Source organism: Pseudomonas sp. S150, from assembly GCF_004526365.1.
Lineage (GTDB): Bacteria > Pseudomonadota > Gammaproteobacteria > Pseudomonadales > Pseudomonadaceae > Aquipseudomonas > Aquipseudomonas putida_A.
On sequence record NZ_CP038207.1, the window covers coordinates 4,133,211 to 4,152,436 of the forward strand.

At 61.6% G+C, this 19,226-nt stretch carries 14 protein-coding genes; 5 read left to right on the forward strand and 9 right to left on the reverse strand.

Annotated features, from left to right (window positions below; genetic code table 11):
- Nucleotides 1-48: 48 nt before the first annotated feature.
- On the reverse strand, nucleotides 49-3,669 hold the full coding sequence (locus tag E3Z29_RS18810; protein ID WP_134786590.1) for a hypothetical protein: 3,621 nt from the start codon (nucleotides 3,667-3,669) through the stop codon (nucleotides 49-51).
- 242 nt (nucleotides 3,670-3,911) lie between these two features.
- Here E3Z29_RS18810 and E3Z29_RS18815 point away from each other — a divergent pair, with 242 nt between their 5' ends.
- The 3 genes from E3Z29_RS18815 to E3Z29_RS18825 are packed head-to-tail and all read left to right on the forward strand — an operon-like array spanning nucleotide 3,912 to nucleotide 9,375.
- The gene (locus E3Z29_RS18815) at nucleotides 3,912-5,156 is read left to right on the forward strand and encodes an exonuclease SbcCD subunit D C-terminal domain-containing protein (RefSeq protein ID WP_134786591.1); all 1,245 of its coding nucleotides are present in this window, start codon (nucleotides 3,912-3,914) and stop codon (nucleotides 5,154-5,156) included.
- Complete coding sequence (locus E3Z29_RS18820; protein WP_134786592.1) at nucleotides 5,153-8,794, forward strand: AAA family ATPase; 3,642 nt, start codon at nucleotides 5,153-5,155, stop codon at nucleotides 8,792-8,794. Before E3Z29_RS18815 ends, E3Z29_RS18820 begins: the two co-directional genes overlap by 4 nt.
- A complete protein-coding gene (locus E3Z29_RS18825) occupies nucleotides 8,791-9,375 on the forward strand; it encodes a glutathione S-transferase (RefSeq protein WP_134786593.1) in 585 nt (194 codons plus the stop codon). The genes E3Z29_RS18820 and E3Z29_RS18825 overlap by 4 nt, the downstream gene beginning before the upstream one ends.
- A gap of 174 nt (nucleotides 9,376-9,549) precedes the next feature.
- Here E3Z29_RS18825 and E3Z29_RS18830 read toward each other — a convergent pair whose 3' ends face one another.
- The 8 genes from E3Z29_RS18830 to E3Z29_RS18875 all read right to left on the reverse strand — a co-directional run bounded on the left by E3Z29_RS18830 (nucleotide 9,550) and on the right by E3Z29_RS18875 (nucleotide 16,318).
- Nucleotides 9,550-9,807 carry a hypothetical protein gene (locus E3Z29_RS18830; RefSeq protein WP_098964270.1) on the reverse strand — a complete coding sequence of 86 codons (258 nt, stop codon included), beginning with the start codon at nucleotides 9,805-9,807 and terminating at the stop codon, nucleotides 9,550-9,552.
- Entirely contained in the window at nucleotides 9,804-10,013 is a 210-nt protein-coding gene (locus tag E3Z29_RS18835) for a hypothetical protein (protein ID WP_134786594.1), read from the reverse strand. The genes E3Z29_RS18830 and E3Z29_RS18835 overlap by 4 nt, the downstream gene beginning before the upstream one ends.
- A gap of 261 nt (nucleotides 10,014-10,274) precedes the next feature.
- Entirely contained in the window at nucleotides 10,275-10,454 is a 180-nt protein-coding gene (locus E3Z29_RS18845; protein WP_047598402.1) for a hypothetical protein, read from the reverse strand.
- A gap of 157 nt (nucleotides 10,455-10,611) precedes the next feature.
- A complete protein-coding gene (locus tag E3Z29_RS18850; RefSeq protein ID WP_134786595.1) occupies nucleotides 10,612-11,787 on the reverse strand; it encodes a lactonase family protein in 1,176 nt (391 codons plus the stop codon).
- Nucleotides 11,784-12,086 (reverse strand): DUF5629 family protein, encoded by a 303-nt coding sequence (locus E3Z29_RS18855; protein WP_098964272.1) that lies wholly within the window; start codon nucleotides 12,084-12,086, stop codon nucleotides 11,784-11,786. Before E3Z29_RS18855 ends, E3Z29_RS18850 begins: the two co-directional genes overlap by 4 nt.
- 168 nt (nucleotides 12,087-12,254) lie before the next feature.
- Nucleotides 12,255-13,835 (reverse strand): aldehyde dehydrogenase (NADP(+)), encoded by a 1,581-nt coding sequence (locus E3Z29_RS18860; protein ID WP_134786596.1) that lies wholly within the window; start codon nucleotides 13,833-13,835, stop codon nucleotides 12,255-12,257.
- Nucleotides 13,836-13,844: 9 nt separating this feature from the next.
- Nucleotides 13,845-14,837 carry an AraD1 family protein gene (gene araD1, locus E3Z29_RS18865; protein WP_134786597.1) on the reverse strand — a complete coding sequence of 331 codons (993 nt, stop codon included), beginning with the start codon at nucleotides 14,835-14,837 and terminating at the stop codon, nucleotides 13,845-13,847.
- A gap of 158 nt (nucleotides 14,838-14,995) precedes the next feature.
- Nucleotides 14,996-16,318 carry an MFS transporter gene (locus E3Z29_RS18875; RefSeq protein ID WP_134786599.1) on the reverse strand — a complete coding sequence of 441 codons (1,323 nt, stop codon included), beginning with the start codon at nucleotides 16,316-16,318 and terminating at the stop codon, nucleotides 14,996-14,998.
- Nucleotides 16,319-16,512: 194 nt separating this feature from the next.
- Here E3Z29_RS18875 and E3Z29_RS18880 point away from each other — a divergent pair, with 194 nt between their 5' ends.
- Nucleotides 16,513-18,249: an IlvD/Edd family dehydratase gene (locus tag E3Z29_RS18880; protein WP_115984925.1), complete on the forward strand. Its 1,737-nt coding sequence runs from the start codon at nucleotides 16,513-16,515 to the stop codon at nucleotides 18,247-18,249.
- A 186-nt stretch (nucleotides 18,250-18,435) separates the two neighbouring features.
- On the forward strand, nucleotides 18,436-19,155 hold the full coding sequence (locus E3Z29_RS18890; RefSeq protein WP_134786600.1) for a FadR/GntR family transcriptional regulator: 720 nt from the start codon (nucleotides 18,436-18,438) through the stop codon (nucleotides 19,153-19,155).
- The last annotated feature ends 71 nt before the right edge of the window (nucleotides 19,156-19,226 follow it).

Consider the following 19,226-nt stretch of genomic DNA (forward strand, 5'->3'; position numbering starts at 1 on the left):
TCCGTGTAGGCGCTGCCGCAGGCTGCGATCTTTCAGGCGTTGATGGTGTTATAGCGTTTGTTCACTTGCTGCCGCTTCAAGCAGTCGCGTCTCACGCATTCCCAAACCACGGGACAACGCTGTGGCTTCGTAGAAGATTTTGCCGTTGAGCTGGTCGGCGACACCATCGCTGTTACCGCCGGCCGGGCCACGGCCCCAGGTCACGACTTCGCCGCTGGAGGTCAGCGCGGCGAAGGCATGGGTGTTGCTATAAATGGCGCGGACGTTGACCAGTCTGGCCGCAATGGCCTCCGGGATTTCACCACCTCGATCAGCACCCCCCCAGGCTACAACGGTGCCGTTGGCCCGCAGCGCGGCAAAAGCAACTCCCCCGCATACCACCTGGACGATGTCAGTCAGTAATGCAACTGGCGCCGGAATTGCCTGGGATCCCCAACCCACTGTCCGCCCGCTGCTCAGCAATGCGACGAATGATCCATAGTTACCCGTTATCGTCCGGATATCCGTCAGTAATGCGATCGGCGCAGGAACGTTTGCGCCGTGTGCCCCGCCCCCCCAGGCAACAACGCTGCCATTGCTGCGTCGCGCGGCAAAGGCGCGTTCGGTTCCGCTCAGTTCCACAACGTCTATCAGTACTCCAATCTCGGCAGGCACAACTCCCCCTCTACCGGTACTGCCCCATGCCACTACCGCACCATTGGCACACAGGGCTGCAAAGGCGTAGCCGGTAGCGACTATATCAACGATGTCAGTCAATGCCGCGATGGCCGCAGGCAAATTACCTCCGTTGGTTTGATCCCCCCAAGCCACTACCGAACCATTGGCCCGAAGCGCAGCGAAGGCGTTGAGATTGCCGATCACTTTGACGACCCTCAGCGCAGGTATCGGCGGTGGAAGTGCCCCCCCAAAACCGAGGATTCCCCACGCCACCAGGCTCCCGTCACGACGCAGCGCACAGAACGCGTAACCGTTGCCGCTCACTCCCACGATATCCCGCATAAGACTAATGGGTTCCGAAACGTCTCCTCCCATCCCCCTCACCCCCCATGCCACTACCGCACCACCGGCCTGACGCGCTGCAAAGGCATAACCGCAAGCACTCAGCGATATGACATCAGAAATGGCCGGTAACGAATCTCCCAAATCCCCACCACGGCCGGGATTGCCCCACGCCACCAGAGCTCCACGCTCTGTCCGCGCCGCAAAGGCTGCGTTATTTAAAACTACCTCGGACATAAAATTACCGTTCCCGCACAGGTTCTGCGCATTGATCGTCACCTGATCATCACTGATCCGCACATGCAGCAGCCGGTCCGGCCGAGTGTCACGGAACGTCGCACCACTGACCTCGCCCTCCTCGCCGCTATACCGCCACCAGGCCCTGACCGGCTGCCGGGTGGTTGCATCCAGCGCGGTCAACCACGCAGTCCCGCCGCCATACATATGGTAATTACCCCGCGAGCGCGCGCCCATCACCAGCAAGCGTCCTGTCCCCAGCGTTGCACGCACGTCATAAACCGCCACCCGCGAATACTGGCGACCACCGGCTTGGCGCACCACGGTGCAATCCAACGAGATCTCCCGCCCGACATTGGCCAACACCACCGACTGCGGCACGCTGATCAGTTTGTCGCGCCCCGCTTCTCCGCTCTCCACGCGAAACGGCACGATGGCGGTACCGCCGCCGGCAACGCCGATCCAGCGGATCTCGCCGCTATCGCCCACCCTCAAGCCATACGCCGCAGCCAGACGTACGGTTGCACCTACCGCTGGCACCGCGCTCGCATCGATCTGGTCGCCGCGCGCGCCATCAATTGAGGGCGGATCGAAATCCAGCAGGGCATTGCCGACCCGCAAGGTCAGTGGAAAGGAGTAACCCAGGGTCTTGCCGTCACGCACGATGAAATAGTCGATGACGATCCGGCGATTGAGGTTGTTGGTCACAAACTGTTTCGGCACCGTGAACGGCACTTCCTTACCCGCAGTTTGCGCTGTAAGACGCAGTGAGCCACTGGTGCTGCCGTTACCGCCCGTACCGCGCCAGCGATAATTCACCAAGTCTTCGGGCTGTGTCTGCAGATACGTCACAATCAATTTACAGCCCAGCGGCGGGACGGCTTCCGGATCGATCAACGACGTGCCAGGCACCGCCTCCTCCACGCGCGGCGTCACGAACAGCGGTTGCACTTCGCCCACCTGCATTTCGAACCGCAACGACTCGCGCACGTTGAGTGTCGCCTCATCATCATTGGCGACGGTATAGAACACCGAGACCTTCAAGCCGTCGAAACGCTGGATCTCCGCGTTCGAGACATTGCGCAACACCGGCTCGTCATCCGGTACATCGCCAACCGGGCGCGGGTCTTCGTAATAGACGATGCCGCCGCCGGGCCGCGTGGCCTCCCAGATCAGCGTCAACAGGTCACTGGCGGCGCGTCCCGCAAACCATGGAATGCGCACGGTGGCCCAGCGTTCGTCCGGGTTCAGCGTACCGGTAGGGGCTTCGTCCACAGTAGGGGACGGCAGTCGGAAGGTCTCCCCCGTCACCGAGATACCGACGGTCTTGGACGGCCGATCGGCCACGCCCGTTCGCTTGAGTATGTAGGAGACACTGGCCCGGCCTTTGGCAATGGCTCGTACCTTGTCGTTCGGCACAGTGAACGGCAGCGCAAGACCGACTCGTGTCACCGACAGCTCTACCGGGCCATGGTTGATCGGTGCGCCCTCGGCGTTGATTCCTCGCCAGGTCAATGCGACGACATCCTGCTCCTGGAAGATGCCAGCGGGGGTATTGACCAGAACGTTCACGTCGTCATCGTTCAATTCGTCGAGGTCGATTTCGTAAGTCTGCGGATCGGCCTCCAGCACGATCGGCGCATCGAGCCGATTTCCTTTCAGATCCACCACGACTCGGGTTGGCGCCGACCATAGGGAACGTGGATCGGGATAGTTGCCACACTCATCGATCACCTGGTACATCACCATCACCCCGGCGCTGTCGCCCGCCTCCTCGATCAGTGCTTGATCGATGGTCACGACCAGCGGGTTGTCGTCGGGGTCGTCAATATGTTTTTGCTCGACAAGGACGTTTTTCTCTACGCTGCCCCACGCCACCTTTACACGGTCGTTGATACGCATGAAGGGGTACGGCAGGATCGTGATCGGCACACCCGCCGCGGCCTCCTCGGGGCCGACGCCATTGTCGATGATGCTTTGGGGAATGTGGTAGCGCAGGTTCTGGTTGCCGGGCGTGGAAAAGTCGTCATCGAAACCGCCCGGGCGATCCAGCTTGACCAGAACCCTCTGAAGCGGCGACTCCTCCGGTGCCTGGTTCGCGCGGGTCACACTGTAGAACACGGGATAGGCATCCCCCCTGCGGATATGCCCCTCGTCGATGACCCCTTTGACGATTTGGTTTTCATCCTCGAGTTCGATGGTTTTACTCCAGACCGGCACCGTCCCGTCGGCCCAATAAACCTTGAACTCGTCGCCCTCCTCCATGTGCAGCCAGGGGTTCACCCGAAAATGCACGCCCCCTTCCACACCGGCCACCCCCAAACCACCGTCGTAGCCCTCCACGGGGGTCGCGAATTTACTGATGGTCATGGGCCTGAGTGCGTCGATATCAGGATCAGAATTCGTGGCTTCAGATGTTGATTTCGTTTTCATGCAAGCAACTCCGTGAGTGGCAGACAACCCGGCCTGACAGCCTGGCGACAGCGGCAATCCCACCACTCGGTGCTGATAGCTGACTACTGTCAGATCTGACAGTAGCGACAGACGGCATCCGCCACGACCTCCTGATTTTTCAAGCCTTTGGGCAAGTCCGCCCGTTTGCCAGTAAACTCCCCCCTCTTTAGCCGCCCATCATTTCCCCGCGGCCATCACCTGTTTATGTAGCGGAGTCCACCTTGCGTCTGTTCCACACCTCCGACTGGCACCTTGGGCAAAACCTGCATGGCCAGGAGCGCGATTTCGAGCATGCGTGCTTTCTCGAATGGCTGCTGCGCCAACTGCAACTGGCGCAGCCGGATGTGCTGCTGATTGCCGGGGACATCTTTGACACGGTCAATCCGCCGGTCAAAGCCCAGGAACGCCTCTACGATTTCATCGTCAGCGCTCACGAGCAGCAGCCGTTGCTGACCATCGTGATGATCGCCGGCAACCACGATTCCGGCTCGCGCATCGAGCTGCCGGCGCCGTTGATGCGCCGTTTGCGGACCCATGCGCTGGGGCGGGTGTTGTGGCTGGATGACGGCCAGCTCGACGCCGAACGTCTGCTGCTGCCGCTGCCGAATGCCCAAGGCGAGATCGCTGCGTGGTGCCTGGCGCTGCCGTTCCTGCGTCCGGCTGAAGTGACCGGTGCGCATCTGGGCGACAACTATCTGCGCGGTATCGGTCAGGTGCATGAATGGCTGATCGAAGCGGCGAATGCCAAGCGTCAGCCGGGTCAGGCGCTGGTCGCCATCAGCCACGCGCACATGGCCGGCGGTTCGGTCTCGGAAGACTCCGAGCGCAGCCTGATCATCGGTAACGCCGAAGCGCTGCCCGCCAGCCTGTTCGGGCCGAGCATCAGCTACGTCGCCCTCGGCCATTTGCACAAGCCGCAGAAGGTCAACGGTGAAGAACGCATTCGCTACAGCGGCTCGCCGATTCCGCTGTCGTTCTCGGAGATCGGCTATCAGCATCAGATTCTCGACATCACCCTCGATGGCGAAACCCTGGTCAGCGTCGAGCCGAAACTGATCCCGCGCTCGGTCAACCTGCAACGCATCGGCCCGGCGCCGCTGGCGGAGATCCTGCTGCAACTGGCCGACCTGCCGAACATCGATCTGCTCGCCGAAACCCAGCGCCAGCCATGGCTGGAAGTGCGCGTAACCCTCGATGAGCCGCAGCCGGATCTGCGCCATCAGGTGGAAAACGCTCTGCAAGGCAAAGCCGTGCGTCTGGTGCGGATCGCCGCCGAGTACGCCGGCAACCTTGGCGCCGAGGGCAGCGACGACGGCAGCGCGCTGGTCGAACTGGATCAACTCACTCCGCAAGAACTGTTCAGTCGCGCCTGGCTCGACAACTATGGCAACGAGGTCGATGAGCAGACGCTCAAGGACTTCGCCGAACTGCTGCAGGACGTACAGATGGAGGGCGAGCAGCCATGAAGATTCTCGCCATTCGTTTGAAGAACCTCGCCTCGCTGGCCGGGCCGTTCGAGATTGACTTCACCGCCGAACCGTTGGCCAGTGCCGGTTTGTTCGCGATCACCGGGCCGACCGGCGCCGGTAAAAGTACCCTGCTCGACGCCTTGTGCCTGGCGTTGTTCGGCGCCGTGCCGCGCCTGAACAACACTGGCCGTGACGCCAAGGTTCCGGATGCGGACGGCGAAATCGCCACCGGCGACCCGCGCACCTTGCTGCGCCGTGGTACCGGTGAAGGTTATGCGGAGGTGGATTTCGTCGGCGTCGATGGCCGCCGTTACCGTGCGCGCTGGGAAGCCAACCGTGCCCGCGAGAAGGCCGGCGGCAAGTTGCAGGCCAGCCGGCAGAGCCTGCGCGACATCGATCAGGATCAACTGCTCGCCAGCCAGAAAGGCGAATACAAGACCCAACTCGAAGCCGCGCTGGGCCTGAATTTCGAACAATTCACCCGCGCCGTGCTGCTGGCCCAGAGTGAGTTCAGCGCGTTCCTCAAGGCCGACGACAACGACCGCAGCGAACTGCTGGAAAAACTCACCGACACCGCGCTCTACACCCGCCTCGGCCGCCGCGCATTCGACAAGACCAAAGAGGCCCGCGAAGCGCACAAGCTGCTGCAGGATCAGGCCACTGGCGTCACTCCACTGGCCCCCGAAGCCCGCGCCGAGCTGGACGAACGCTTCAACGCTGCCCAGCAGCAATTGAAGTTGCAGCAAGCGCAGCTCAAGCAACTGGAACAACAGCACAGTTGGCTCAAGGATTTGCGCCAGTTGCAGGACGCGCAACAAGCCGCCGCCGAACAATTGCACAGTGCGCAGCAACAGTGGGAAGGTCTGGCCGGCGAGCGCCTGAAACTGACGCGCCTGGAACAACTCGCCCCGCAACGTCACCAGTTCGCGCGCAAGACCGAACTCGATGCGCAACTGACGCCGCTGGCGGCGCAGATTGCCACGCACACTCATCAACACGGCGAACTCGGCGAACGCCAGACACAACTGGAACAGGCGCTCGAGTCAGCGCAAGTCGCCCTCAGCGAAGCGCAGCAGCGACACAGCGAAAGCGCCCCGCTGCTGCGTCAGGCATTCGAGGAGCAAAGCACCCTCGCCCGTCTCGCCAAGGACACCGCACTCAGCGCCGAGGCCCGGCAGTCCGCCGAGCAAGCCTGCACCGAAGGCCAGAGCGCGATTCAGGCGTTGCAGACGAAACAGGCCGAAGTCGCTGAACGCCTGCAGAAAATCGCCGCCGAGCTGGAGCAGAGTGCGGATCTGGCGCCGCTCAGTGATGCATGGAATGCCTACCGCGATCGCCTGCAACAGCTGATGCTGATCGGCAATCGCCTGAACCAGGGCCAGGCCGAACTGGCGACCCTCGAACAGAACGCCGCGCACAGCGCCGACGCGTTGGCTACGCAGAAACAGCAACTGGAAGTGCTGTTCAAAGAGGCCGGCGCCGAGCCGGATGCCGTCGCCGAGCAGATCGGCATCCTTGGCACTCTGTTACAGGACAACCGCAAACAGCTGCGCGCCATCGAAGACCTGACACGACTCTGGGCCAGTCAGCAGGAGCTGGAAAAACGCGGCGCCGAGCTGCAACAGCGCCTGCTCGATGCACAGCAGGAACGCGAGCGCCTGACCCAGGACGGAGTGAAAACCAAGGCCGAGCTGACCGTCGCCGAACAAACCCTTAACGTCACCCGAGAACTGCTCGAACGCCAGCGTCTGGCGCGCAGTGCCAGTGTCGAAGAGCTGCGCGCGCAGTTGCAGGACGATCAGCCGTGCCCGGTCTGCGGCAGCAACGAGCATCCGTATCATCAGCCGGAAGCGCTGCTGCAAAGCCTCGGCCGGCACGATGAGTCCGAGCAGGCCAGCGCGCAGCAAGCGGTGGATCAGCTCAAGGAAAAACTCACCGAGCTGCGCGCCGACGTCGGTGGCGTGATCGCCCGGCAGAAAGAGCTGTTGCAACAGCAGGAGCAATTGACCGCCCAGCTTCAGGCACTGGCGCCGAGTCTGCAGGCGCATCCGCTGGCGCCTCAGTTGCTCAATCAGGACGCCGACAAGCGTGACGCCTGGCTGACCCGGCAGAACGATCAACTGAATCAGAGCATCACTCAGGACGAACAACGCCAGAGCGCCCTGCTCACCCTGCAACAGGACGCGGCGCGCCTGACCCAGCAACTGCGCAATGCCGAAACTGCGCATCAGCAAGCGGCGCAACACTTGAGCAACCAACAACGCGAACTGAGCAGCGACCGTCAGCGTCTCGACGAAGAGCTCAGCGCGTTCGCCAGTTTGCTGCCAGTCGAAACCCTCGAGGCCTTGCGCATCGAGCCGGCAGCAACCTTCATGCAGCTGGATCGGCAGATTGCCGAACGTCTGGCGCAGGTTGATCAGCAGAAGGAAGAGTTGGCCGAACAGCAACAACGCCAGCAGACGCTGGACAAGGAACAGGATCGCCAGCTCAGCCGCGTCCAGCAGCTGCAAAGCGCCGAGCAGCAATTCAGCGCACTGGCCGAGCAGCAGCAGGCCAGTCAGGCGAAACTGGCGCAACTGTTGGGCGAACACAGCAGCGCCGAGCACTGGCAGCAGCAACTGGAACAGGCTGTGGATCAGGCGCGCAACGCCGAAACCAGCACCGCTGCGGAACTGCAGAGCGTGCGTACGCAACTTGTGCAAATTGGTACCGAACTCAAGGCGCAACAGGAACGCTTACAGGCGCTGCAAAGCGAAGACAGCGACCTGACGCAGAAGATTGCCGACTGGCGCGCACGCCATCCTGAACTGGATGACGGCGGTCTCGAAGACCTGCTGCGCGTCGATGACACGCAGCTCAGCGAACTGCGCCAGCGCTTGCAGCACAACGAAAAAGCCATCGAACAGGCCAAGGTGCTGCTGCAGGAACGAGATCAGCGCTTGGCCGATCATCAGGCGCAGCACAACGGCAATCTCGATGCCGAGCAACTCGCCAGCGCTCTCGCCGAGCTGCAGAACCAGTTCAACCTCAGCGAGCAACAGTGCGCCGAACTGCGCGCCGAACAAGCTGAAGATCAGCGTCGGCAAAACGCCAATCAGGCACTCGCGCAGCAGATCGCCGTCGCCTATGCCGAATACCAGCGCTGGGCGCGCCTGAATGCGTTGATCGGCTCGGCCACCGGCGACACCTTCCGCAAGATCGCCCAGGCCTACAACCTCGACCTGCTGGTACATCACGCCAACGTGCAGTTGCGCCAACTGGTCAAACGCTATCGCTTGAAACGCGGCGGCAGCATGCTCGGCCTGCTGGTGATGGATACCGAGATGGGCGACGAATTGCGCTCGGTGCATTCGCTGTCCGGCGGCGAAACCTTCCTGGTGTCGCTGGCCCTTGCACTGGGGCTGGCATCGATGGCGTCGAGCACGCTGAAAATCGAATCGCTGTTCATCGACGAAGGCTTCGGCAGCCTCGATCCGGAGTCGCTGCAACTGGCGATGGACGCCCTCGACGGCTTGCAGGCCCAGGGACGCAAAGTCGCGGTGATTTCCCACGTGCAGGAAATGCACGAACGAATTCCGGTGCAGATTCAGGTACAACGCCAAGGCAACGGCTTGAGCACACTGGAGGTGAAATGAATACGCTGTACTCGTTCCGCCGCTGCCCGTACGCGATGCGTGCGCGGATGGCGCTGCGTTATTCGGGCGTGCCGGTGGAGATCGTCGAAGTCAGCCTCAAGGCCAAACCGGCCGCGATGCTGGCGATCTCGCCCAAAGGCACGGTGCCGGTGCTGGATGCGCAGGGTCGGGTGATCGATGAGAGCCTGGAGATCATGCGCTGGGCGTTGGCGCAGAATGATCCTGACAACTGGGTGCTTGGCGGTGATTCACGGATTGCCGGGTTGATCGAAGCCAACGATCAGGCATTCAAGGTGCATTTGAACCGCTATAAATATGCCGAGCGTTATCCCGAGCAGCCGATGGAAGTTTATCGGGCTGAGGGGGCGTTGTTTTTGCAGCAGTTGGATGAGTTGCTTGAAGGTCGGGATTATTTGCTGAGTGATCATCCGTGTCTCGCGGATATCGCGTTGCTGCCGTTCGTTCGGCAGTTTGCGCATGTTGATCGCGAGTGGTTTGCGCAGACGCCTTATGTGCGGTTGCAGGCGTGGTTGCAGCGCTTGCTCGAATCCGACCTCTTCACCTCGATCATGAAGAAATAACCCCCTCTTCCTGCTTGCCGAACACCTTGTGGCGAGGGGATTCATCCCCGATGGGCGGCGAAGCAGCCCTGAAATCAGACACCTCGGTGTATCAGAATAATCCGGTTCGCCGGGTCTGGGGCCGCTTCGCGGCCCATCGGGGATGAATCCCCTCGCCACAATGGTTCGCTCACTCTAAGCCAGCACGGCGCACATACCGAGTGCCGAGCAATCCACTTCAAACGGCCCAAGAAAATCGACCTCAGCCTTGATCGGCGGATTGCCGGCCAGCAACCCTTGGGAGTTGGCCCGCTCGATATTGTGCGCAATGCTGTGATTGGCCTCTATGGCCCGCGCCAGCGCACCCACCGAGCCTTGGCCGAAGCCGAGCAACGCCGCACCATTGGTTATCAGTGCCAGCCCGGCGATGACCCAGAGTCTGTAGCCTTTCATGCGCCGCCCACTCCTGCGAGTTCAGCGCGATCAACCAGCACGTCTGCGCGGTGTTCGAACTGGATGCCGGGGTGTGCGACCTGGATCGGTGCGTCGAAGCTGTGTTGGGTTTGCGCGGCGATGCTGATAAACAGCACCAAGGCCAGGTAAAGACCGATGGCCAGGTAGGCGCCGCGCTTGGCTGAAGTAATGATTGAACTGGCCATGATGTGCTCCGTGGGCATGTTTCAGTGCCGTCAGGATCAATCAAAAAAGCCGCGGTAACCACTCAGGGTTTGCCATAGTAAACATCAGCTTGGTTGATTATTTAGCCGGTCTATCTCGGCGTTGAAGGAAACCTATCGAGCGGAGATTTTTCGATCACGCATACGTGTAGGAGCTGCCGAAGGCTGCGATCTTTTGACGTTTAAGATCAAAAGATCGCAGCCTTCGGCAGCTCCTACAGGGAGTTGTTCGAAGCGGGCATTTCAGTGTTGGGCTTTGTGATCCAGCGCGGCGTAGAAGTTGGCGCTCTGTTGCAGGTATTTCTGGGTGTAGCTCTGGGTGTGGGATTTTTTGCCGGCTATTTCAACGTTGGCACTGGCTGGCAACGCAACGGTGGCGGAGATGGCGGAAGCGGCGATGATCGAGAAGAGATTGAAGTTCATGGCGGTAACCCTCGTATTCGGTTGGCTTGCTTTGCCCGGTTGGGCCGTGAAGCAAACTTAACGCTCGAGGGTTGATCGCTTGAAATGCTTTGTAGCATTACCGGATATCAGCGCGATTAATACAACGAGACAGGCCCCGTAAACCGGGGCCTGTGGCTTATTGTCGCACTAGAAACTTCAGGTCGCTCGGGGCGTCCATCGGCAGTTTTTGCACGGTTTTGCCGAGCAGACCGGTCTTGGCATCGCGCTCGACGACGACAATTTCGTTGCTCTTCTGGTTGGCGATCAGCAGAAACTTGCCACTCGGATCAAGGCTGAACTCACGCGGGTGATCGCCTTCTACCGAACGCTTTTGCAGCTCTTTGAGCTGACCGGTCGCCGGATCGATGCTGAACACCAGCAGTTGATTGGCGGTGCCACGGTTGCTGACGTAGAGGAACTTGCCATCGGCCGAGGCATGCAGCGCGGCGGCGGCTTTGTCCGAGGTCGGCTGACCCGCTGCCAGATCGACCATTTGCGTCTGGGTCAGCACGCCGTCGTGGTAGTCGAACACCGCGACCTGCGCACTCATTTCCATGGTCAGCCAGGCATGCTTGCCGTCGGCACTGAACAGCAGATGACGCGGGCCACTGCCGGCAGGCAGGCTCACCGAAGCGGTTTTCGCCGGGGTCAGCGGCAGGTCCGGGTTGGCCTTCGGGTCAAATTTGTAGATGAAGACCTTGTCCGCCCCGAGGTCGTTGGAGAACACGTAGCGGCCATCCGGTGAGGAAACGGTCGAGTGCACGTGGTTCGAGGCCTGACGCTCGGGGTTGACCCGGCTCGCCGGGTGCGCGCTCATCTGCACCACCGGTTTGAGCTTGCCATCGGCGCCGACCGGCAACACCGCGAGGGTGCCGCCCGGATCTTCCACCACCGAATAGTTGCTGACGAACAGATGGCTGGCATCGCCGCTGAGGCTCGAATGGGTCGGCTCGTTGCCCAGGCTCTGCACTTGATTGATCAGGGTCAGAGTGTGGGTCTTCGGATCGATCGAGTAGCTGCTGACGCGGCCCACCGGGTCTTTCTGGCCGGGGCCGTTTTCGTTGACCACGAACAGCCGATGCTGGTCTTTGGACAGGGTCAGCCACGACGGGTTTTCGCTCTTCACCACTTGCAGCGGCTTGGCAGCGATCTGTCCGGTGGCGCTATCGAAATTCATTCGATAGATGCCCTGGCTGGTGCCGGCGGTGTAGGAGCCCACCAGCAATTGATAGGTCTCGGCGCTGGCACTGGACAGGCCCATCGCACCGACGCTGCCGGCCATCAGCAGTGGCCAGAATTTACGCATGTTCATTGATCATCTTCCTCGTCATCGCTGCTGCTGACTACGTCGCCGACGCAGACCAAACGGTGCTCGCCGGTGGTTTTGGTGTCGCTGGCGTAGCCAATGATCAGCCAGCTCTGCAGATCTTCGTCAAACGTCGCCGCCGTAACCTGCGCCGGGGTGAACTCCCAATGCTTGGCCGTGCGGCCATCGATGCATTCGATGTGCAGGTTGTCGTCTTCGTCGAGGGCGAATTCGAAGGCATGCAAGCCATCGATTTCGACCATGCCGCAGTGTTCGAGGGCGTTGAGAAGGGTTTGGGCAGTCATGGCAAACAGTCTTTCTTAGGGGGGAAAGGGCCAATGATAGCTCATTGTCGCTGGAGATCCCTGTGGGAGCGGGCTTGCTCGCGAAAGCGGTGTGTCAGGCAATCAATCACTGACTGAAAGAATGCCTTCGCGAGCAAGCCCGCTCCCACAGGGGGTGTGCGGCGCGATTTACAACGCGTCGCGCGAGGGCTTGCCATCCACCAGCCGCTGGATGCGCAACGGATTGCCATTCTTCAGCGGTTCCGGCAGCAAGCTGTCGGGGTAGTTCTGGAAGCACACCGGGCGCAGGAAACGATCAATCGCCAACGTCCCCACCGACGTTCCGCGCGCATCGGATGTCGCCGGATACGGCCCGCCATGCACCATCGAATCACACACTTCCACACCCGTCGGATAGCCATTGAGCAGGATCCGCCCGACTTTCTGTTCGAGCAGCGGTGTCAGCTCCGGGAAGCGTTCGAAGTCGACCAGTTCGCCGATCATCGTCGCCGTCAGCTGTCCATGCAGCCCATGCAGCGCCGCGCTGAGCTCGGCCTTGTCCGCCACTTCGACGATGACTGTGGTCGGGCCAAATACTTCTTCCTGCAGCACTTCATCGCCGTTGATCAACAGGCTGACGTCTGCCTTGAACAGTTGCGGCTGCGCCTGACTGCCCTGCTGCGCATTACCCGCCAGATGCTTGATGCCGGAATGCGCCAGCAACTTTTGCAGACCTTTGCCATAGCTGCCGAGGGTGCCGGCGTTGAGCATGGTTTGCGCCGGTTGGTCGCCAATCAGCCCGGCGACTTGCTGGACGAAGGCGCTGAACTGCGGCGAGCGAATACCAATGACCAAACCCGGATTGGTGCAGAACTGGCCGCAGCCCTGCACCACCGAAGCGGTCAGGTCGCGGGCGATGGTTTCCGAGCGTTCGGCCAAGGCTTGAGGCAGAACGATCACCGGGTTGATGCTCGACATCTCGGCGAACACCGGGATCGGTTGCGGCCGCGCCGCCGCCATGTCGCACAGTGCCCGACCGCCCTTGAGCGAACCGGTGAAACCGACTGCCTGGATCGCCGGATGCTTGACCAGCCATTCGCCAACGCCACCGCCGTAGATCATGTTGAAAACGCCTGCCGGCATCGCGGTTTTTTCGGCGGCGCGAATCAGTGCGTCGGCGACAAGTTCAGCGGTTGCCATGTGACCCGAGTGAGCCTTGAACACCACCGGGCAACCGGCGGCCAGCGCGGCAGCGGTATCGCCACCCGCAGTGGAAAACGCCAGCGGAAAGTTGCTCGCACCGAACACCGCGACCGGGCCGAGGCCGATGCGGTACTGCCGCAGATCGGGACGCGGCAATGGCTGACGATCCGGCAATGGCAAATCGATTCGCGCACCGTAGAAATCACCGCGCCGCAGGACTTTGGCGAACAGGCGCATCTGCCCGCTGGTGCGCCCGCGCTCGCCCTGAATCCGCCCCGCCGGCAGCGCGGTTTCGCGGCAGACCAGCGCGACGAAATCATCACCCAACGCATCCAGCTCATCGGCAATCGCGTCGAGAAATTGCGCACGGCGTTCGGCGCTAAGGCTGCGATAAGCCGGGTACGCTGCGGCGGCGGCTTTGGCGGCGGCATCGACTTCGGCTTCCGTCGCTTGAATGAAATCGTACGGCAGCTGTTCGCCAGTAGTCGCGTCGACGCTGTGCAGTTTGACGTTGCCTGCTGCGCTGCGCTGTCCGCCGATGTAGTTGTGGCCAAGAATCTGAGTCATGGGAGCTCCTTAAAGGGTGCCGATGCTGTCCGGTTGAAAAGCCGCTGCTGCCGGGGCGATACCGTTGACCAGCGGGGCGCCGAATTCGGCCTGACTGATTTCAAACCGGTCGCCCGGTTGGGTGCGGATGCCATCGGCGAACGACAGGGTCGCGGTGCCGAAAAAGTGGATGTGCACGTCGCCGGGACGCAGGAACTGGCGGTATTTGAAATGGTGGTATTCAAGGTTGGCGAGGCTGTGGCACATGTTGGCTTCGCCGCTGAGGAATTCGCTCTGCCACAGCACTTTACCGTCACGCAGGATGCGGCTGGTGCCGGCCAGATGCTGCGGCAATTCGCCGGTGCGCAGTTCCGGGCCGTAGCTGCAACTGCGCAGTTTCGAGTGGGCCAGGTACAGGTAGTTTTTGCGCTCCATGACGTGGTCGGAGAACTCGTTGCCCACTGCGAAACCGAGGCGATACGGTTTGCCGTCGTGGCCGATGACGTAGAGCCCGGCCATTTCCGGTTCCTCGCCGGCATCCTCGGCAAACGGTGGCAACGGGAACGCCTCGCCCGGACGCACGACGATGCTGCCGTCGCCCTTGTAGAACCATTCCGGCTGCACGCCCGCCTGCCCCGCCGCCGGTTTGCCGCCCTCCACGCCCCATTTGAAGATGCGCATGGTGTCAGTCATTTGCGCTTCGTCGCCGGCCTGCTGGTGCATCTTGTCCCGCGCCGAGGCGCTGCCCAGATGCGTGAGGCCGGTACCGCTGACCAGCAGGTGCGCCGGGTCCGGGTGATCCAGCGGTGGCAGGATGCGCCGGTCTTTGAGCAACTGCGCATAGTCATGACTGATGCCCAGGCCGTGGGTTTGTACTTGCTGCTCCAGAGTACCGCCGGCCTCAATCGCGGCCAGCGCGAGATCGCGTACGCTGCGGGCGTCCTGCACTTCGCGGATCAGCCCGTTGTCGACCACGCCGACGCGGCGCTCGCCGTTAATCAATTCGAATTGAACCAGATGCATATGTCCTCTCCTGTAAACCAGTCTTGAGTTCGACGCCGATCCATTGTGGGAGCGAGCTTGCTCGCGAAAGCGGTGTGTCATTCAACGATGAGGGTGGCTGACCCACCGCATTCGCGAGCAAGCCCGCTCCCACATGGGTTCCATGTTGTTCTGCAGATTCAGGTTCGGGTGGCACCGCGTGCACTGGCGGCGAACTGCTCGACCGGTAGCACGTGTTTGCGCTCAAGCACGCGGTAGACGATTCCGGTAAGAATCAAACCGAACACCATCACCCCGCTGAGGAAATACAGCCCCGAAGCCAGATTCCCGGTGTATTCCTTCAGCGCGCCGATCACGAACGGGCCGATGTAGCCGCCGAGGTTGCCCACCGAGTTGATCAGCGCAATCCCCGCCGCCGCACTCGCCCCAGCGAAGAATCGTCCCGGCAAGGTCCAGAACACCGCCGTGCAGGAAAACAGCGCAAACGCCACCAGGCACAGCGCCGCCAGTTGCGCCACCGGCAGGGTCAGCCACGCGCTGAAGAACAGGCCCAGCGCGCCCAGTACATAGAGCACCGCCAGATGGCCGTAGCGATCATTCATGCGGTCGGAACTGCGCGGCACGATCAGCAGACCGACGATGCCAAAGATGTACGGCACCGCCGAGACAAAACCGGTCACCAGATCGCTGCCGCCGAACTGTTTGATCAGCGTCGGCAGCCACAGGCCGAGGCCATAAATACTCAGGGTCACCGGCAGGTAGAACAGCGCCAGCAGCAACACGCGTTTGTCTTTGAGCGCATGCAGCGGGTTGCCGTGACGGGTCTGGCCGTATTCCTGAAGATCTTTTTTCAGTTCGCCGGTCAGCCAGTCTTTCTCGGCCTGATCCATCCACTTCACGTTTTGCGGGCCATCGGGCAGCCAGCGCAGTACCGGCCAGGTCAGCAGGATCGCCGGGGTGCCGATGACGATGAACAGCCACTGCCAGCCGTGCAGCCCGAGGATGCCGTCCATGCCCAGCAAGCCGCCGGACACCGGGCCGGTGATCATCATCGCGATCGGTTGAGAGAGGATGAACAGGCCGAGGATCTTGCCGCGATGGCGCACCGGGAACCATTGGGTGATGTAGTAGAGAACGCCGGGGAAGAACCCCGCCTCCGCCGCGCCGAGCAGAAAGCGCATCACGTAGAAACTGTGCGGGCCCTGGACGAACGCCATACCGATGGTGATCGCGCCCCAGGTGATCATGATCCGCGCAAACCAGCGCCGCGCACCGAAGCGCTCGAGCATCAGGTTGCTGGGGATTTCGAGAAGAAAGTAGCCGATGAAAAACAGTCCGGCACCGAGACCGTAGGCCGCATCACCGATGCCGATGTCGGTGCCCATGTGCAGTTTGGCGAAGCCGACGGCGGAGCGATCCACATAGGCGATCAGGTACAGCAGGATCAGGAAGGGAATCAGTTTCAGCGTGATGCGGCGAACAAGCCGCAGTTCCTGGCTCATGGGATCGGTCTCCAATTGTTGTTTTTATAGAACCTCGGGGGACGCCTCTCGCGGAAAACCGCCAGGGCCGATCCCTCCACCGAAAACGACTATATAGTAATACTAATTACCCAACAACACTTCCAAAGCGGCGATTTTGCGCTTATGTTTAGCCGTGACTCGCAAACAATAGTCTTACAATAAGAGAATCGATCATGTCTGAGAAGAAACCCACCCTGCGCTCGGCCCAATGGTTTGGCACTGCCGACAAGAACGGCTTCATGTACCGCAGCTGGATGAAGAATCAGGGCATCGCCGACCACCAGTTTCATGGCAAGCCGATCATCGGCATCTGCAACACCTGGTCGGAACTGACCCCGTGCAACGCGCATTTCCGCCAGATTGCGGAGCACGTCAAACGCGGGGTGATCGAGGCCGGTGGCTTTCCGGTGGAATTCCCGGTGTTCTCCAACGGCGAGTCGAACCTGCGCCCGACCGCCATGCTCACCCGCAACCTGGCGAGCATGGACGTCGAAGAAGCGATTCGCGGCAACCCGATTGACGGCGTGGTGCTGCTGACCGGCTGCGACAAAACCACCCCGGCGCTGCTGATGGGCGCGGCCAGTTGCGACGTGCCGGCGATCGTCGTCACCGGCGGGCCGATGCTCAACGGCAAGCACAAGGGCAAGGACATCGGCTCCGGCACCGTGGTCTGGCAGCTCAGCGAACAGGTCAAGGCCGGCACTATCACCATTGACGACTTCCTCGCGGCCGAGGGCGGCATGTCACGCTCGGCGGGCACCTGTAACACTATGGGCACCGCGTCGACCATGGCTTGCATGGCCGAAGCACTGGGCACGTCCCTGCCGCACAACGCGGCGATTCCGGCAGTCGATGCGCGGCGTTACGTGTTGGCGCACATGTCCGGCATGCGTGCGGTGGAGATGGTGCGCGAAGACTTGCGCCTGTCGAAGATCCTGACCAAGGAAGCCTTTGAAAACGCCATTCGGGTCAACGCGGCTATTGGCGGTTCGACCAACGCGGTGATCCACTTGAAAGCCATCGCCGGGCGCATCGGTGTCGAGCTGGATCTGGATGACTGGACGCGCATCGGGCGCGGCATGCCGACCATTGTCGACCTGCAACCGTCCGGGCGCTTTCTGATGGAAGAGTTTTACTACGCCGGTGGTTTGCCAGCGGTACTGCGCCGTCTCGGCGAGGCCAATCTGATCCCCAATCCCGATGCACTGACCGTCAACGGTAAATCGCTGGGCGAGAACACCAAGGATGCGCCGATCTATGGGGAGGACGAAGTGATCCGCACCCTCGACAATCCGATCCGCGCTGACGGCGGCATCTGCGTGCTGCGCGGTAATCTGGCGCCGCTGGGTGCGGTGCTCAAGCCGTCCGCCGCTACGCCTGAGCTGATGCAGCATCGCGGTCGTGCGGTGGTGTTCGAGAACTTCGACATGTACAAGGCGCGGATCAATGATCCGGAACTGGATGTCGATAAAGATTCGATTCTGGTGATGAAAAACTGTGGGCCGAAGGGTTATCCGGGCATGGCCGAGGTCGGCAACATGGGCTTGCCGGCCAAGCTGCTGGCGCAGGGTGTGACCGATATGGTGCGCATTTCTGATGCGCGAATGAGCGGCACCGCGTACGGCACGGTGGTTTTGCACGTCGCCCCGGAAGCGGCGGCCGGCGGGCCGTTGGCGGTGGTGCAGGAAGGCGACTGGATCGAGCTGGATTGCGCCAGCGGGCGTTTGCATCTGGACATTCCGGATGCCGAACTGGCGGCGCGCATGGCGGATCTGCAACCACCGCAGCAGCTACTGGTCGGCGGCTATCGTCAGCTGTACATCGACCATGTGCTGCAGGCGGATCAGGGCTGTGACTTCGACTTCCTGGTGGGTTGCCGAGGGGCGGAAGTCCCGCGTCATTCTCACTGACACCGCAGATCTACTGTAGGAGTGAGCCTGCTCGCGATAGCGGTCCGCCAGTTGGTATCGATGCTGACTGACACACCGCCATCGCGAGCAGGCTCACTCCTACATTTGCTATGCATCAGCCTCAAGATCGCCGCACGCCTGCTATGATGCGCGGCATCTCCATCGCTCAGGATCGCGCCGTTCCCCATGGATTACCGCAAACCTTCCGACCGTAAAAGCATGCACTCGCGCATTGTCCAGGAACTGGGCATGCAGATCGTCTCCGGACGTTTTTTGCCCGACGACAAACTGCCCGCCGAAGCGCTGTTGTGCGAGGAATACGCGGTGAGCCGGCCGGTGTTGCGCGAAGCCACGCGGGTGCTGGTGGCCAAGGGGCTGGTGTATTCAAAACCGCGCGTCGGTACGGTGGTCAAGGCCCGTCGCGAGTGGCACATGCTCGACCCGGACGTGCTGCACTGGCTGATGCAAAGCAGTCCGCAGAATGAATTCTTCAATGTGCTGACCAGCGTGCGCAGCATCATCGAACCGGCCGCTGCCGCCCTCGCCGCCCAGCACGCGACAGAGGCCGACATCGCCGCCATCGGCGAAGCCTATCAGCGCATGGAATCAGCGCCGACGCCGGAAGCCTTGCTGCAACCGGACCTGGACTTCCACAGCCGCATCGCTGACGCGACCCATAACGATCTGCTGGCGAACCTGTGCAACATGCTTTCGGTGGCGATTGCCGAGGCGTTGAAGCATTCGAATCAACGGCCGAATCTGCATGAACTGGCGCTGCCGCGGCACAAGGCGATTCTCACCGCAATTGAGAACCGTGATGCCCTTGGCGCCCGCCACGCGACGCTGGTTCAGCTGGATGATGCGCGCAGTGCCTTGAGTGTTGTGCTTGGGGCGGATCTTTCGTAAGCCTTGAGACCGCTTGCCCTCACCCTAGCCCTCTCCCCGAGGGAGAGGGGACCGATCCGGGAATATTGACG